This window comes from Rhodococcus sp. IEGM 1307 (assembly GCF_030056915.1).
GTDB classification, from domain to species: Bacteria; Actinomycetota; Actinomycetes; order Mycobacteriales; family Mycobacteriaceae; genus Rhodococcus_F; species Rhodococcus_F opacus_D.
The window spans coordinates 119,767-136,268 of the sequence record NZ_JASHKW010000008.1 but is presented as its reverse complement, the minus strand read 5'-3'; the positions used below and the strand labels follow the sequence as shown (position 1 = coordinate 136,268).

13 protein-coding genes are annotated in these 16,502 nt (G+C 68.2%); 8 read left to right on the top strand and 5 right to left on the bottom strand.

Features of this window, described 5'->3' with window-relative positions:
* Positions 1-64: 64 nt before the first annotated feature.
* Positions 65-2,596, bottom strand: a complete 2,532-nt coding sequence (locus QM841_RS17460; RefSeq protein ID WP_283332929.1) for an ABC transporter permease — start codon at positions 2,594-2,596, stop codon at positions 65-67.
* A gap of 4 nt (positions 2,597-2,600) precedes the next feature.
* On the bottom strand, positions 2,601-3,374 hold the full coding sequence (locus tag QM841_RS17455) for an ABC transporter ATP-binding protein (protein WP_005239421.1): 774 nt from the start codon (positions 3,372-3,374) through the stop codon (positions 2,601-2,603).
* Positions 3,375-3,517: 143 nt separating this feature from the next.
* Between QM841_RS17455 and QM841_RS17450 the strand changes: the two genes are divergently transcribed.
* The 5 genes from QM841_RS17450 (at position 3,518) to QM841_RS17430 (ending at position 9,122) form a co-directional block, all read left to right on the top strand.
* The gene (locus QM841_RS17450; protein ID WP_349307407.1) at positions 3,518-4,435 is read left to right on the top strand and encodes a DUF3159 domain-containing protein; all 918 of its coding nucleotides are present in this window, start codon (positions 3,518-3,520) and stop codon (positions 4,433-4,435) included.
* 72 nt (positions 4,436-4,507) lie between these two features.
* Positions 4,508-6,070, top strand: coding sequence for a long-chain-fatty-acid--CoA ligase (locus QM841_RS17445; protein ID WP_283332927.1), 1,563 nt, complete (start codon positions 4,508-4,510; stop codon positions 6,068-6,070).
* A complete protein-coding gene (locus QM841_RS17440; RefSeq protein WP_283332926.1) occupies positions 6,067-6,495 on the top strand; it encodes a YchJ family protein in 429 nt (142 codons plus the stop codon). Before QM841_RS17445 ends, QM841_RS17440 begins: the two co-directional genes overlap by 4 nt.
* 24 nt (positions 6,496-6,519) lie before the next feature.
* A complete protein-coding gene (locus QM841_RS17435) occupies positions 6,520-7,122 on the top strand; it encodes an AMIN-like domain-containing (lipo)protein (RefSeq protein ID WP_280783560.1) in 603 nt (200 codons plus the stop codon).
* Between the two features lie 101 nt (positions 7,123-7,223).
* Positions 7,224-9,122, top strand: a complete 1,899-nt coding sequence (locus QM841_RS17430) for an ABC transporter ATP-binding protein (RefSeq protein ID WP_283332925.1) — start codon at positions 7,224-7,226, stop codon at positions 9,120-9,122.
* On the opposite strand, the gene QM841_RS17425 is transcribed toward QM841_RS17430, so the two are convergent.
* On the bottom strand, positions 9,103-10,506 hold the full coding sequence (locus QM841_RS17425) for a maltokinase N-terminal cap-like domain-containing protein (protein WP_283332924.1): 1,404 nt from the start codon (positions 10,504-10,506) through the stop codon (positions 9,103-9,105). The two genes, QM841_RS17430 and QM841_RS17425, sit on opposite strands and share 20 nt — an antisense overlap.
* A complete protein-coding gene (treS, locus tag QM841_RS17420; RefSeq protein ID WP_283332923.1) occupies positions 10,503-12,359 on the bottom strand; it encodes a maltose alpha-D-glucosyltransferase in 1,857 nt (618 codons plus the stop codon). The genes QM841_RS17425 and treS overlap by 4 nt, the downstream gene beginning before the upstream one ends.
* Positions 12,360-12,511: 152 nt before the next feature.
* Here treS and QM841_RS17415 point away from each other — a divergent pair, with 152 nt between their 5' ends.
* Together QM841_RS17415 and QM841_RS17410 are read left to right on the top strand one after the other, a co-directional pair.
* The gene (locus QM841_RS17415) at positions 12,512-13,063 is read left to right on the top strand and encodes a mycothiol transferase (protein ID WP_283332922.1); all 552 of its coding nucleotides are present in this window, start codon (positions 12,512-12,514) and stop codon (positions 13,061-13,063) included.
* A gap of 87 nt (positions 13,064-13,150) precedes the next feature.
* Entirely contained in the window at positions 13,151-13,783 is a 633-nt protein-coding gene (locus tag QM841_RS17410) for a hypothetical protein (protein WP_283332921.1), read from the top strand.
* Between the two features lie 36 nt (positions 13,784-13,819).
* Here the strand turns inward: QM841_RS17410 and QM841_RS17405 are convergent, their stop codons facing one another.
* Entirely contained in the window at positions 13,820-15,580 is a 1,761-nt protein-coding gene (locus QM841_RS17405; RefSeq protein ID WP_025432210.1) for a DEAD/DEAH box helicase, read from the bottom strand.
* A gap of 108 nt (positions 15,581-15,688) precedes the next feature.
* On the opposite strand from QM841_RS17405, the gene QM841_RS17400 reads away from it, so the two are divergent.
* Positions 15,689-16,486, top strand: a complete 798-nt coding sequence (locus QM841_RS17400) for a carbon-nitrogen hydrolase family protein (RefSeq protein WP_283332920.1) — start codon at positions 15,689-15,691, stop codon at positions 16,484-16,486.
* Positions 16,487-16,502 lie beyond the last annotated feature (16 nt).

Here is a 16,502-nt window from a genome sequence, read left to right as displayed (position 1 = left end):
TATCAAACGCGCTCCGCGCCCGTGAGTACTTGTCAACCGCGGGCGGTTGACAAGTACTCACGGGTCAGAGGTCGGCGATGGCCTCGAGGGGCCGGGTGCGGGCGGCGCGGCTCGCCGGCCACAGCGCTGCGAGCACACCGACCACACCGGATCCGAGGAGCATCGCGATCACCTGTCCCCACGGCACCGTCACCTGGTCGAGACCCTGGTCCTTCAGGGTGCTCACGAAGCCCCACCCGAATGCGATGCCGAGCAGCACGCCGACGGCCGCACCGAACACCGCGATGAGCATCGACTCCAGGTAGATCGTGCGACGCATCTGCGACCGCTGCATTCCGACCGCGCGGAGCATGCCGATCTCCCGCCTGCGCTCGACCACCGACAGCGCGAGCGTGTTGATGATGCCGAGGATCGCGATCACGACGGCGAGTGCGAGGAGTCCGTAGAGGATCGCGAGAAGAGTGTCGATCTGCTGCCCCTGGGTTCCCTTGAACTGTTCCCGGTCCTGCACCTGAACCACGACGAACTGCTTGGTCGCGGATTCGAGGTCGGCGCGCAGCTGCGTCAGATCCGCACCCGGTTTCGCGTCGATGAGGACAGCCAGATCGGGAATGGTCGCGGCGGGCATCACCTGGCGGTACACGTCGTCCGAGACGAGCCAGTCGCCGACCAGCTGGTTGTCCTCGAAGACGCCTGTCACCTCGGCGTCGACGACCTTCCCGTCGGCGCTCGTCATCGGGACGGTCGTCCCCAGCGTCCAGCCCTTCTGCGCGGCCGTCGTCTGGGACACGACGAGGTGGTTGCCCGTCAGATCGGCGCCGCCCTCGACGAGCTTGTAGTCGAGGACGCCCTCGAGCGGGCCGTCCAGCGACGCGCCCTGCTCCTGCTCGTCGTCGACCTTCACGGACACCGGATGCAGGGCGGCGGCACTCTGGACGTCGTCGAGGTTGCGCACGGCCCTCGCCGCGCCGCTGGGCACACCGATCTGGTTGGGTCCGGTGAGTACGTAGTCGGCGGACACCCCCGAGTCGACGAGCTGGTTGACGCTGGCCTTCGCGGACGCGCCGAACACGCCGATGACGGACACGAGCATCAGACCCAGTGTCAACGCGAACGCGGTGGCGGCCGTGCGGCGCGGATTCCGCACGGCGTTGGTGCGGGCCAGGCGCCCGACCGGGCCGAACGGCTTGGCCAGCACCGCTCCGAGGGCCCCGACGATCGGGCGGGACAACGCCGGGGCGGCGAACAGCACGGCGAGGATCAGACCGAGCGCTCCGGCACCGACGACGGCGGCCGCGCCACCACCCGTGCCCCGCGAACCGATCACGAGTCCCACGACACCGAGGACACCGAGGACGGCACCGGCGATGGTGCGCGCGTGCAGTGAGTCACCGGTGGACGCGAATTCCTCCCGCATCGCCGCGACCGGCGGCACCTTGGACGCGCGCCGGGCGGGTGCGTACGCGCTGACGGTCGTCACGAGCACCCCGACCACGAGGGCGATGAGAATCGTGCGCGGCCCCACCTGCAGGGGACCTTCGGGCAGACCGACGTCGAACGCGTTCAGCAGTGCCCGCAGACCGTAGGCCAGGCCGACGCCGGCGGCGATCCCGATCGCGCTGCCGATCGCGCCGACCACGAGGGCCTCGAAGACCACGGAACGACCCACCTGCTTGCGGCTGGCGCCGATCGCGCGGAGCAGCGCCAGTTCGCGCAGACGCTGGGCCACGATCATCGAGAACGTGTTGTAGATGATGAACGTGCCGACGAGCAGGGCGATCGCACCGAATGCGAGGAGGAAGTAGTTGATGAAGCTCAGCGCCTCGGTCACCTGCGCCTTGGTCTCCTCGCGCACCTCGTCGCCGGTCTGGACCTTCGCGTCGGGAAGGGCCGCGGCGATCTCGTCGCGCAGTTCGGTCTGGGACACACCCGTCCCGGCGACGTCGATGTACTCGACGTGCTTGCCGTCGGTGAACAGTTCGCGGGCCTGCGAGTCGACGAACGTCGCGCCGATGAATCCACCGGTCTCGTTGCCGGTGTCGTAGATGCCGGAGACGGTGGCGTCGACCATGCCGCGAGCGGGCACGAGAACCTTGGTGGTGTCGCCGACCGCCAGTTGCGCGCGTTCGGCGGCGCTGGCGTTGACGGCCATCTGGCCCACCTGAGCCGGCGGGCCGCCCTGCACGTACTCGTCGGGTTCACCGAGCGCCTGGCCCGGCGGCAGGTACGACTCGCCGATGCTCGGCGCACCACCCGTCTGGACGGCGGCGCCGTCGGAGTCGATGAGGACGATCTGCCCGCTGACGGCAGGTGCCACCGCGCGCACTCCGTCCAGCGCGGTGAGGGTGTCGAGGTCGGCGAGGGGCACTCCGCTGGAGTTGCGCTCCTCGCTCGACACCCGGACGTCGACCCCTTGCGCGGTGTTCTCGAAGATCGAGTCGAACGTCTTCTGGAGTGTGTCGGTGAAGACGAAGGAGCCGGCGACGAACGCGGTTCCGAGCACCACGGACAGCACCGTCAGCGCCAGCCGGACCTTGTGTGCCGCCAGGTTGCGCAGCGACACCTTGCGCATCGGGGCGCTGGATGTGGACGCCATGCGGTCAGACCGCCGCGTCGGACGCGAGGGCGTGAGCGGGCTCGTCGAGTCGCTTCATGGTGTCGAGGACCGAATCGGCCGTCGGGTCACGCAGTTCGTCGACGATCTTGCCGTCGGCGAGGAAGACCACCCGGTCGGCGTAGGCCGCCGCCCGGGGATCGTGCGTGACGATGACGACGGTCTGGTGGAACTCGTCCACCGCGGCCCGCAGGATGGACAGCACCTCGCCGGAGGACTTGGAGTCGAGGTTGCCGGTGGGCTCGTCGCCGAAGATGATCTCCGGCTGCCCGGCCAACGCGCGCGCGCACGCGACGCGCTGCTGCTGACCACCGGACAACTCGCCCGGGCGGTGCTCGAGACGGTCCTGCAGTCCGAGCTTGGTGAGCACGTTCTCGAGCCATGCGGCGTCCGGCTTGCGGCCCGCGATGTCCAGCGGAAGGGTGATGTTCTCCAGTGCCGTCAGCGTCGGCACCAGGTTGAATGCCTGGAACACGAAGCCGATCCGGTCGCGTCGCAGCTGCGTCATCTGCTTGTCCGTCAGCGTCGTCAACTCGGTGTCGCCGATGAGGACCGAACCCGAACTGGCCGCGTCGAGACCGGCCAGGCAGTGCATCAGCGTCGACTTACCGGAACCGGACGGTCCCATGATCGCGGTGAACTCACCACGGGCGAACTCCGCGGATACCGCGCTGAGCGCGTGGACCTGGGTGTCGCCGGTGCCGTACGTCTTGGACAGCTCGACAGCACGGGCAGCGACAGCGGGGGCATGCGTGCTCATGATCGCCTTTCGTATTCCTCTTGTGGCGGTCCGGCCCCGTGGTGACGGGCCGGGACGGTGCACGCGCGGCGCACTCCTCCATCTTGTCGACACCCGCTGCGGCCCGCCATCAGGGACCACCCTGATCTTCGGTCGCCGCGGCCGTGATCTCGGACACGGAGACCCCCGCGGAAACGCCCACAACGGAAGTACCGACCTGGGAGAATTCCGGTATCGCCGGTGCGAAGGAGAGCCTCATGGCCATCGAATCCCCCAAACCTCGGGCCGGATCGCGGTTCCTCGACGCGTTCCTGCAATCACCGTTCGCCGGCCTGGCGCCGTGGATCGTGATGTCGCTGCTGTCCGGCCCCGGGCGGTTCGAGGAATCGGTCGCCACCGCACTCGGGTTGTCGATCCTGTTCCTGTTCCTCAGCCACCGCCGCGGCGGAACCCTCAAACCCCTCGAAGTGTTCGACATCCTCTACTTCGGGTGCCTCGCCGCGATCGGACTGTTCGCGTCCGACGACCTGATCACCTGGCTGGAGAAGTGGTCGGGCGAGATGTCGAGCCTGGCGCTGGTCGCGTTCGCGTTCGGCTCGCTGCTACTGCGCAATCCGTTCACCCTGCCGTACGCGAAAGAGACCACACCCGAGGAGTATTGGAACTCGCCGCTGTTCCTCAAGGTCAACCAGCTCATCACGCTGGTGTGGGGGGTGTCCTTCACGGTGTCGGCGGCGGCCGGACTGTATGGCGACCTCGTCCTCGACCAACCGGACAATTTCTGGACGGGCTGGATCATCCCGATCGGGGCGTTGCTGTTCGCACTGTCCTTCACCGAGTGGTATCCGGACGTGGCGAGCGCGCAGGCGCCGCGGGAGCCCGGGGAACAGGAAGAGGTGGCACCACCCCTCGTCAAACTGTTCGACTTCCTGCCGCCGTTCGTGATCGGCGTGGGGATCGCGATGCTCGTCACCGACAACGACCCCGACTGGCTGGGCATCACCCTGATCGTGGTCGGCGCCCTCGGCACCGCCGCGCTGCGACGCGCGGACGCACAGAGCCGAAGCAGTTCGGCCGCGTGAGGCAAAACGTCACTGATCGGATCACCGGCTACTAGCCTGATGTGACTGACGTCACAGACGAGAGGTGGGCGCATGTCGGACGCCGACAACGAGATCATCTTCGACCGCCTCGCGCACTGGGCGCAGGTCCGACCGGACGACGTCGCCGTGCAGTTCCAGGGCACCGAATACACGTGGTCCGGTTGGCACGACCGGATCCTGCACATCGCGGGAGCCTTGGCGGAGGGCGGAATCCGGGCCGGTGACACGGTCGCGTTCGTCGACAAGAACCATCTGTCCTGCCTCGAGGTCACCTACGCCGCGTCGCTCCTCGGCGCGGCCGCCGCGGTTCCGAACTGGCGGCTGGCCGGCGAGGAACTCGACTACGTGATCAACGATTCCGGGGCGCGGATCCTGTTCGTGGGCAACGAGTTCCTCCAACAGGTCATGGCACTGCGCGACCGGTTGACCGGCATCGAGCAGATCATCACCGTCGGCGGGGAGCACGACGAGTTCGAGCCGTGGCTGGCCGAGGCGTCGGTGCTGTCGTCGAGGCCGGAGGTGGGAGCGGATGCCACCGCGCTGATCCTGTACAGCTCGGGAACCACCGGCAGGCCGAAGGGCGTTCAGCTGACCCACCGCAATCTGATCGCCCACAGCGCCGCGGTGCTCGAGATCCTGCCCGCGCGGCACGACGACTGCCTGCTCGTCGCCATGCCGCTGTTCCACGTCGGCGGAAGTTGTTACGCGATCATGGGCGTGCACGCCGGCGCCCGGTGCCACTTCACCCGGGAGGCCGACGCCCCGTCCCTGTTCGGCGCGCTCGCTGCGGGTGCAAACATCGCGTTCCTGGTGCCGCCCGTGATCGCCGGAGTGCTCGCCGCAGGCGAGCAGGCCGTGGCCGCGTTCGGTGCGCTGCATCGCATCACGTACGGCGCGGCGCCGATGCCGCTGCCGTTGCTGCGCAGCGCGCTCGCCGCCTGGCCGGAGGCGGAGTTCGTCCAGGTCTACGGAATGACCGAGTGCGCGGGTGTCGTCACCGCTCTGCTGCCCGAGGTGCATCGCGATGCGGCACAGGAGGCGAGGATGGCGTCGGCAGGACAGCCCATTCCCGGTGTGGAGATGCGCATCGTGGACCCGGCCACCGCCGAGGACGTCGCCTCCGGCGAAACCGGGGAACTGTGGTGGCGTTCGGAACAACGCACGCCGGGCTATCTCGGCAAGCCCGAGGCGACCGCGGAGGCGATCACCGCCGACGGGTGGTTGCGCAGCGGCGACATGGGGCGGGCGGACGCCGACGGTTTCGTGTTCATCGAGGACCGGCTGAAGGACATGATCATCACCGGTGGTGAGAACGTGTACTCCCCCGAGATCGAACGGGTGCTCGTCGAACACCCGGCGGTGGCGGAGGTGGCGGTGATCGGCGTGCCCGACGACCACTGGGGTGAGACGGTCAAGGCCGTCGTCGTGCCGGTGACCGGAACGAGTATCGAACCGGACGAGCTGATCCATTACACCCGCCAGCGTCTGGCGAAGTTCAAGTGCCCGACGACGGTCGACGTCGTCGACCTGCTCCCCCGCAACCCCACCGGCAAGATCCTCAAGCGGGAACTACGCGCGCCGTACTGGAAGGACCGCACCCACAAGCTCGTGTGACCGCCGTTCATACTGGGACGGTGACCGTTCGATGCCCCTGCCTGCTCGGTGAACCGTACGACGAGTGCTGCGGGAGGTATCACCGCGGCGAGACCACGGCGCCCACGGCCGAGCGCCTCATGCGATCGCGGTTCAGCGCGTTCGCCGTCCTGGATGCCGACTACCTCCTCGTGACGTGGCATCCGAGCACCCGGCCCGGGACCCTGGACCTCGATCCGGAGCAACGCTGGACCCGCCTCGACATCCTGGGCACGAGCGGCGGTGGACTGCTCGACACCACCGGCACCGTAGAGTTCCGCGCGCACTACGTGCTGGACGGCCGCCGCGAATCGCTGCACGAGAACAGCCGATTCGTCCGTGAGAACGGCAATTGGCTGTATCTGGACGCGATCGCGACGCCACGCCAGGGGCTTCCCCTTCTCTGATCGGCCCCGGCTTACGATCGGATCATGATCAACCACCGGATCGGTCCCTTCGCCGCGTTCGCCGCCTGCGCCCTGGCCCTGACGCTCACCGGATGCTCGGAGTCGAACTCCCCCAGCAGTGTGGCGGCGACGTCACCGGCCGCGGCCGCCACCACCAGCAGCGCCCTCGAATCCGAGTCGGCGCCGATCCCGACCGATGCGTCGCCGAAATCGTCCGCGGCGTCCGGGTCAGCGAAGCTCACGGTCACCGACGTCCGCGTCGGCGAGCACGAGGGATTCGACCGTGTGGTGTACGAACTCGGCGGCAAGGGCACACCGGGCTGGCGGGTCGCGTATGTGGACGAGGCGGTGCAGGACGGAAGCGGCAAGACGATTCCGGTGTCGGGCAACGGCATCCTGCAGGTGCAGATCGACGGCTCGGCGTACCCGTTCGACAGTGATGTGGAGGGATACTCGGGCCCCAACCCGGTGCCCGGTGTTCCCGGCGGCACGGTGACGGAGGTCAACGGCGCGCTCGTGTTCGAAGGCGTCACGCAGTCGTTCATCGGCGTGACGCAACCGGGCCGGCCCTTCACGGTGTCGACTCTGTCCGACCCGACGCGGGTGGTCGTGGACGTCGCGAAGTAGCGCTTCCGCGCTCGCCGCTTGACCTCGAGTAACGTTGAGGTTCTACCGTCGTGTCATACCCCGGCTCTACCGTGGGGGGATAGCGACAGGAGGCCGCTGGCATGAGCATGGAAGTCACGGCGTGGAACGCGATGTACAACGCGATGCACGCCCAAGAGGATCGTCGACCCTTCTCCCGCACGACGCTGCGGCGGATAGCCCGGTTCGCTCTGCCGCACCGTCGCAGCCTCGGGTGGTATCTACTGCTCAGCGTCGTCACGGCCGCGCTGGCGGTGGCCACCCCGGTGCTGGCGGGCCGGGTCGTCAACGCCATCGTCGGCGGCGACGCGGTGTCCGTGATCGTGCGCCTCGCGGCGCTCATCGCGGTCATCGCCGTACTCGAATCCGCACTCGCCCTGTGGACGCGGTGGCTGTCCGCGAGCATCGGCGAGAACCTGATCCTCGACCTGCGGACCGCCGTGTTCGACCACGTGCAGCGGATGCCGATCGCCTTCTTCACCCGCACTCGCACCGGCGCGCTGGTCAGCCGCCTCAACAACGACGTGATCGGTGCGCAGCGCGCGTTCAGCGACACGCTGTCGGGCGTGGTGTCCAACCTCGTCACGCTCGGCATCACGCTCATCGTGATGATCGGGATCTCCTGGCAGATCACGCTGTGCGCACTGCTGCTGTTGCCGATCTTCGTCCTGCCCGCCCGCAGGATGGGCGCGCGGCTGGCTCAACTCAATCGTGAGGCAGCCAACCACAATTCGGTGATGAGCACTCAGATGACGGAGCGGTTCTCGGCGCCGGGTGCCACCCTCGTGAAGCTGTTCGGTCGTCCGTCGGAGGAGTCCGCCGAGTTCGCGGTCCGTGCCCGGCGGGTACGGAACATCGGTGTCCGCACGGCGATGCTGCAGTCGGTGTTCGTCACCGCGCTCACGCTCGTGTCCGCTCTCGCGCTGGCGCTCGTCTACGGACTGGGCGGGTTCTACGCGCTGCGCGGACAACTCGACGCGGGAGCCGTTGTCGCGATGGCGATGCTGCTGACCCGGTTGTACTCGCCCCTCACCGCACTGGCCAGCGCACGCATGGACGTGATGAGCGCGCTGGTGAGCTTCGAGCGCGTCTTCGAGGTCCTCGACCTGAAGCCGTTGATCGCGGAGAAGCCCGACGCGGTCGCGGTGCCCGACGGCCCGGTGTCGGTGGAGTTCGACTCCGTGGAATTCGCGTATCCCTCGGCCGACAAGGTGTCGCTGGCATCGCTCGAGGAGGTCGCGACCCTCGACACCCGCGGCGGCGTCGAGGTGCTGCACCGGCTTTCGTTCCGCGCCGAACCCGGGCAGATGGTCGCGCTGGTGGGATCGTCCGGAGCCGGCAAGTCCACCATCGCCCAACTGGTTCCCCGGCTCTACGACGCGGACGCGGGCTCGGTGAAACTCGGCGGGGTGGACGTGCGCGACCTGACCGCCGACTCCGTGCGGGCCACCGTCGGCATGGTGACTCAGGACGGGCACCTCTTCCACGACAGCGTGCGGGCCAATCTCCTGCTCGCCCGGCCGGGTGCCACGCCGGCCGAACTCGCGGAGGTGCTCGAACGGGCGCGGCTCACCGACCTCGTCGCGGCCCTGCCCGACGGCCTCGACACGGTGGTCGGCGAACGCGGCTACCGGCTGTCGGGAGGCGAACGCCAGCGGCTGACCATCGCGCGCCTGCTGCTCGCGCATCCGCGGGTGGTCATCCTCGACGAGGCGACGGCGCACCTCGACTCCACGTCCGAGGCCGCCGTCCAGGAGGCGCTGGGCGAGGCCCTCGCCGGGCGGACCGCGGTGGTGATCGCGCACCGGCTGTCGACCGTCCGCGCGGCCGATCTGATCCTCGTGGTCGAGGCCGGGCGCATCGTCGAACGCGGCACCCACTCCGAGCTGCTCGCCGCGGGCGGCCGGTACGAGGAGCTGTACCGCACTCAGTTCGACCCGGGCACGGTGTCGTCCCCGACGCTCACCGAGGTGCTGAGGTGAGTCTACGAATGGCGGAGAGGGGCAGGCCGATCCAATTGGGACGGTTCCTCGCCTCGTACACGGTCTCGTACACCGCCTTGTCGAGTTCGTAGGCCCGCAGCAACGCCGCCGCCTCACGCGGGTCGGTGCCCGACACAGAGGCATAGCCCTCACAGAAGGCGTCGGCGTTGCGCTGCGCCCACTCCCTCGCGCGGAAGTCCCGCTGCGACGCCGCCCCCATCGCTCCCATCGGCACCGAATCTGCCAGCAGGTGGTGAGCGGCGTAGTCGAAGGACCGCAGCATTCCCGCGACATCCCGCAACGGGCTGTCCCGTTCCCGGCGCTCGTCGAGCGTCTTGGCGGGCTCCCCCTCGAAGTCGATGAGCAGCCAGCGCTCCGGTGTCCGCAGCACCTGACCGAGGTGGAGGTCGCCGTGAATCCGCTGGACGGTGGTAGCGCCCAGAGCTTCCGCCTCGGCGAACTTGCCCCGCACCGCCGCCGCCACCTCCCCCAGTTCGGGAACGATCGAGGTGGCGGCGTCCAGCCTGCGCGTCATCGCCTCCACGGTCGTCGACGCCACCTGTCGTTCCTCCGCACCGAGCGCACGCGCCAGGGTGGCGTGCACCTCGGCGACGGCGGCGCCCATCCGGTAGGACTCACCGGCGAAGTCCGTCCCCAACTCCGCGGCGTGGAGATCCGCTTCGATCAGGAGGTCGCGGACGCTGCCGAGCGCCATGCTCCACCCGTCCGCCGAGTTGGCCTCGAAATCCTGGACCATCGCGAGGGTCGTCAGAATCCCGGCCACGTCCGTCTCCATCCACGCTCGCAGCGTCGCCACGTATTCGCTGCCCGCTTCGGCGAGCGCGAGGTGGAGTTCGACGTCCGGGTTCACGCCCGGCGTGACCAGACGGAAGATCTTCATCAGGAGCTTCTCCCCCAGCACCACCGACGTGTTCGACTGCTCCGCGCCGAGTGTCCGCCCACGGAGCCCCGGTTCGATCACCGTGCCCGGCACCGTTTTCAACTGCACCGGCCCGGATCCCTCCGCTTCCGACAGCAGGTCGGCGTACAGGGTGATGATCTCGGCATCGTGCAGGCCGTCGTACGCGATCATGACGTTCCCGTCGCCGTCCGGCAGCGCCCACGGCTCGAGGTCCTCGGGCAGATGACTGCGGAACCCCAGCGGTATCTGGTACACCTGCGGCGGCCCCGCCTCGAACTCCACCGACACCAGGAGATGCTCGGCGGAGAACCCGAACGCCGATGTCAGTTCGTGCCGCAGCAGGATCCGCACCGCCGCGATGGTGGTGCCCTTGGCGGCGAACCACCGCCGGTCCGGCAACCACCGCACGAGTTGCCGCTCGAGGGTCTCGTCGGGAATGCGTTCACTGGTGGGTTCGTTCACTGCTGCACCGCCTGTTCCGCTTCGCTGCTGACCGGGTGTCCGCTCACCGCGCCGCCGGACTTCGGATCCGGTTGCAGCGCAAACCAGAAGAATCCGTGACCGGGAAGGGTGATCATGTATCCGTCGTCCCCGATCGCGGGGAAGGGAACGGAACCGGTGAGCTCCACGGGGATTCGGCCGGCGAACTGGGTGAGGTCCAGGATCACCGCCTGCGGGAACCTGGACAGGTTGTTGACGCACAGAATGACGTCGCTGTACGGGCGGTCCCGACTCGGCGGCGTCTCCCGCACATACGACAGGACGGCCGGGTTCGCGCTGCCGAGTTCGGTGAACGACGCCGTTCCGAACGCCGGATGCTGTTTGCGAACCTGGATCAGGCGGCGGGTCCAGTGCAGCAACGAGTTGGTCGAGTTCATCTGCGCCTCGACGTTCACCGACTGGTAGCCGTACGTGGGATCCATGATGACCGGCAAATACATTCGGGCCGGGTCGGCACGGGAGAATCCGGCGTTGCGGTCGGGCGTCCACTGCATGGGAGTCCGCACCGAGTCCCGATCGCCGAGCCAGATGTTGTCGCCCATGCCGATCTCGTCGCCGTAGTAGAGGACGGGCGAACCCGGCAGGCTCAGCAGCAGCGCGGTGAACAGCTCGAGCTGGTTGCGGTCGTTCTCGAGCAACGGCGCGAGACGTCGCCGGATGCCGATGTTCGCCTTCATCCGCGGATCTTGCGCGTATTCGGAATACATGTAGTCACGCTCCTCGTCCGACACCATTTCGAGGGTCAGCTCGTCGTGGTTCCGGAGGAAGATTCCCCATTGGCACGAACTCGGAATCGGCGGGGTCTGCGCGAGGATCTCGGAGATCGGGAACCGGTTCTGCCGGCGCACGGCCATGAAGATGCGGGGCATCAACGGGAAGTGGAACGCCATGTGGCACTCGTCGCCCACGTCCGGCTCCCCGAAGTACTCCACGACGTCCGACGGCCACTGGTTGGCTTCGGCGAGCAGCGCCCGCCCCGGGTACTCGGCGTCCATGACGGCCCGGCACTTCTTGAGAAACGCATGCGTCTCGGGGAGGTTCTCGCAGTTGGTGCCCTCCCGCTCGAACAGATAGGGCACGGCGTCCAGCCGGAAGCCGTCGATTCCGAGGTCCAGCCAGAATCGCAGCACGTCGATCATCGCGTCCTGGACGTCGGGATTGTCGTAGTTCAGGTCCGGCTGATGGGAGAAGAAGCGATGCCAGTAGTACTGCTTGCGCACCGGATCCCACGTCCAATTGGACGTCTCGGTGTCGACGAAGATGATGCGCGCGTCCGGATACCCTTCGTCGCGGTCCGACCACACGTAGAAGTCGCCGTACGGGCCCTCGGGGTCGGTGCGCGACTCCTGGAACCATGCGTGCGTGTCGGAGGTGTGGTTCATGACCAGGTCCGTGATGACTCTGATCCCGCGGCGGTGCGCCTGATCGAAGAGCTGGACGAAATCCTCGACCGTCCCGAACTCCGGGAGCACGGCGCGGAAGTCGCGGATGTCGTAACCGCCGTCGCGTAGCGGTGAGTCGTAGAACGGCGGCAGCCACAGGCAGTCGACGCCGAGCCAGGACAGGTAGTCGAGTTTGGACGTCAGCCCCTGGAGATCGCCCGTTCCGTCGCCGGAGGAATCGAAGAACGCGCGGACCAGCACCTCGTAGAACACCGCGGTCTTGAACCACTCGTTGTCCACCTGCAGTTCTCTGGCGTGGAAGAAGTCCTCGGACCGGGCCTCGATGATGTGGCCTTCGAGGTCGTGCTCCGGTGAGGCCGCGCCCTCCCGGGACGGGTCGGCGAAGGCCGACGACGAATCTTCCAGGGCCATAAGCACCTCGGTTCGCGACTCGATCACAGGAACAGGGGCGTTCCCCGGACACGTGCCTCGATCGTAGGTCGGTCCTGCCCGAACCGCTGGGGACGCGCGCAGAGTGTCGATCGAGGACAGTAGGTGTCCGCTATTCGCGCCACACTGAACTCATGACCGAGACACCCAGCGCCCAGAACCCCATCTCCGACGAGCGCGGACTCCTTCTCCTCATGCTGGACAACCAGCGCACCGCCTTCCGCAACGCGATGTCCGGGCTGACGGAGGAGCAGGCCCGCAGTGTGCCCAGCGCCAGCGAGATGAGCCTGGCGTCCCTCCTCAAGCACGTGATCGACGGCGAAGAGGCGATGACCTCCCGCATCACCGGGGCTCCGCGCGATGTCGGCGACGACCCGGTGGCAGCGTGGATGGCCGCATGGAACGTCACCGAGGACGAGACCGTCGGCGCCCTCCTCGCCCGCTTCGACGACGCACAGCGCGCTACCGAGGCCGCGGTCGCCGCCGAGACCGATCTGGATCGCGACGTCGACCTGCCCGCCGACGTGGCGCAGTGGATGGCGTCGGGAGTCGTCTTCACGGTCCGGTACATGCTGCTGCACCAGATCGAGGAACTCGCCCGGCACGCCGGTCACGCCGACATCATCCGGCAATCCCTCGACGGCGCGCGCGCCGATACGCTGGCCGGCGGCGGCAGCTGGTCCTGACTGTTTCCGCTCTCTCGGGTAAATTCTCCGCTCGGGCGGCGCTGCAGAGCCGCCCGGACGAGACAACGAGGAGTTCAGGTGGACGGTATGAGCGTGATGCGACGCACGATCGCGGCGGCAACGGTCGGTATCGCGGCGACTTTCGGCCTGTCGGGCACGGCAGCGGCCGAACCGGCCACCCCGGACGTCCCCGGCCTCGCCGAACTGCGCACCCAGGCCGACAAGCCCGAGGCGAAGGCCGCGGTCGAGGCGCTGGCCACGTCGACGGTGCTGCATGACGTCGCGGGCGCGTACACCCCGTTCCTCTACACCGCACCGACCGTGGGTTGCGGCACCGTCGCACCGGTCACGCTGACGCTGGCGTCGGGCACCACCGGGCCCACCGCCGAGGTGAAGGCCAACGAGATCAGCTTCCAGGCCCTCTCCGCGTACCCCGGTGTCGTGAAGTCCTCGGGACTCAACGTCGCGTGGATCAACACCAACACCGGCGCCAGCGGAATCCTGCCCCTCGACGGCGTCACCGAAGGCGGCTACCCGGCGCTGAACAAGGTCGTGGCGACGGGGCCGGGCACCGTCGTGGCATCGATCTTCGGCACCGTCGGCTACACCAACGCGACCTGCTACGTGCTGCCGACCGTCGGTTCGTTCTTCGTTCCAGAGGAGGGCCCGCTGCCCGCCGAGGCGGCACAGCCCGCCCCGGCTCCCGCTCCCCCGGCGTAACCGCCGGGGATCCCCTTCGGGAGGGCCGCGTGAGAACTACTCGCGCGGCCTTTTCCGGCTGTCCCGGTCGCGCTGGAACTTTCCGCCTGCCCGATCGTCGCGGCCACCGCGTGGTCGGCCCGACGGCGGACCCGAATCGGGTTGCAGCTGAATCAGCACACCGGAGATCCGGGTACGACGCAAAGCCTCGAGGGTCTCGCTGGACAGGTCGGCGGGCAACTCCACCAGGCTGTGGTCCGGGCGGATGCTGATGTGCCCGAAGTCGCTGCGCCGCAGCCCACCCTCGTTCGCGATGGCACCGACGATCGCACCAGGCACCACACGGTGCCGCTTGCCGACCGCGATGCGGTACGTCGCGAGCTCCTGGCCCTCCGGTCCACGCGACCGCGTCGGGGGGCCGTCGTCGAACCGGCGCGCCGGGCGTTCGCGGGGCTCGCGCTCACGGCGGGGCGCGGGCGGCGGTTCGGGCGCCATGAGGAACGCCTCACCGTCGCGCGACTGCACCGCGAGCGCGGCGGCGATGTCGGCGAGCGGCACGTCGTGTTCCTGCTCGTAGTCCTCGATCATCTTGCGGAACAACGCCAGATTGTCGGACGTGAGGCTCTCGGTGATCGAGTCGCCGAACTTGGACACACGCTGCGCGTTGACGTCGTCGACGCTGGGCAGCTGCATCTCGGCCAGCGGCTGACGGGTCGCCTTCTCGATGGCCTTGAGCAGGTGCCGCTCGCGCGGTGCCACGAACAGCAACGCCTCGCCGGCGCGCCCGGCGCGACCGGTACGGCCGATCCGGTGGACGTACGACTCCGTGTCGTGCGGGATGTCGTAGTTGACGACGTGGGAGATGCGGTCCACGTCCAGGCCACGCGCGGCCACATCGGTGGCCACGAGGATGTCGAGGGCGCCGCTCTTGAGCTGGCCGATGGTCCGTTCACGCTGCGCCTGCACGATGTCGCCGTTGATCGCCGACGCGGAGAATCCGCGCGAGCGCAGTCGTTCCGCGAGGTCTTCGGTGGCCTGCTTGGTGCGCACGAAGATGATCATCGCCTCGAAGTCCTCGACCTCGAGGACACGCGTCAGGGCGTCGAGCTTGCGCTGGTGCGCCACCTGGACGTACCGCTGCGAGATGTTGGAGGCCGTCGACGTCTTCGACTTCATCGTGATCTCGACGGGATCGTGCATGTACTGCTTCGAGATCTTGCGGATGGCCCCCGGCATCGTCGCCGAGAACAGCGCCACCTGCTTGTACTCCGGAGTGTCGGCGAGGATGCGCTCGACGTCCTCCTGGAAACCCATCTTCAGCATCTCGTCGGCCTCGTCCAGGACGAGGTAGGAGAGCTTGGACAGGTCGAGCGTGCCCTTCTCCAGGTGGTCGATCACTCGACCGGGCGTGCCCACCACGACGTGTGCGCCGCGCCGCAGCCCCGACAACTGGACGCCGTAACTCTGACCACCGTAGATGGGCAGGACGTGCAGGCCCGGAATATGGGCGGAGTACTTGCCGAACGCCTCCGCGACCTGCAGCGCCAGTTCCCTCGTCGGAGCGAGGACCAACGCCTGCGGCGACTTCTGCGTCAGGTCGATCTTCGAGAGGATCGGTACCGCGAACGCAGCGGTCTTGCCGGTGCCGGTCTGCGCCAGGCCGACGACGTCGTTGCCGGCGAGGAGGGGCGGAATGGTGGCTGCCTGGATCGGCGAGGGCGACTCGTAGCCCACATCGGACAGTGCCTTCAAGACCCGATCATCGATGTCGAGGTCGGCAAAAGTGGGGGGTTCGGGGTCACGCTCGATATCACTCATTGACCAGCAGTTTAGTGCACGAGTCCACAGTGCATCGCCACGCCGCGGAAATACGCGGCGACCGGGACGGGAGACACCTGCCGCACCTCGTCGCCTAGCGTGGACGGCATGGTCGATGTCGCTGTCATTCAGTTCGCTCCCAGTCAGGACAAGCAGGAGAACCTGCGCACCCTCCGCACGCTCGCCGCCGAGGCCGCGGGCCGCGGCGCGAAGGTGGTGGTGGCGCCGGAGTACGCGATGTTCACGGCGCCGAGAACCGACGAGCGGATCGTCGAGTCGGCCGAGGGCCTGGACGGCAAGTTCGTCAGCGGGCTGGCCGCGACCGCGAAGGAACTCGACGTCCACCTGATTGCAGGGGTCAACGAGCAGTTGCCCGGGGACGATCACATCTCCAACACCCTCGTCGCGCTCGGACCGGGCGGCGACATCGTCGCCACCTACCGCAAACTCCACCTGTACGACGCGTTCGGCTACAAGGAATCCGACGTCATCCGCGCCGGGGAGATCGGCGCCCCGGAGACGTTCGCCGTCGACGGCCTCACGTTCGGCATGCAGACCTGCTACGACCTCCGGTTCCCCGAGGTCACCCGCCGCATCGTCGACGCGGGAGCCGACGTGCTGCTGATGCCCGCGCAGTGGGTGCCCGGGCCGTTGAAGGAGGACCACTGGTCCACCCTCGTGCGGGCGCGCGCCATCGAGAACACCGTGTACGTCGTCGCCGCCGACCAGAGCGCGCGCACCGGGGCCGGGAACAGCATGATCGTCGATCCGATGGGCGTGACCCTCGCGTCACTCGGTGAGCGGGTGGGCACCGCGGTCGCGGAGGTCAGCGCGGAGCGGATCACCGAGGTGCGGGAGAAAAACCCCGCCCTCGCGCTGCGCCGATTCACCGTCAGCGAGATCTGAACGGCGGGATCGGGAG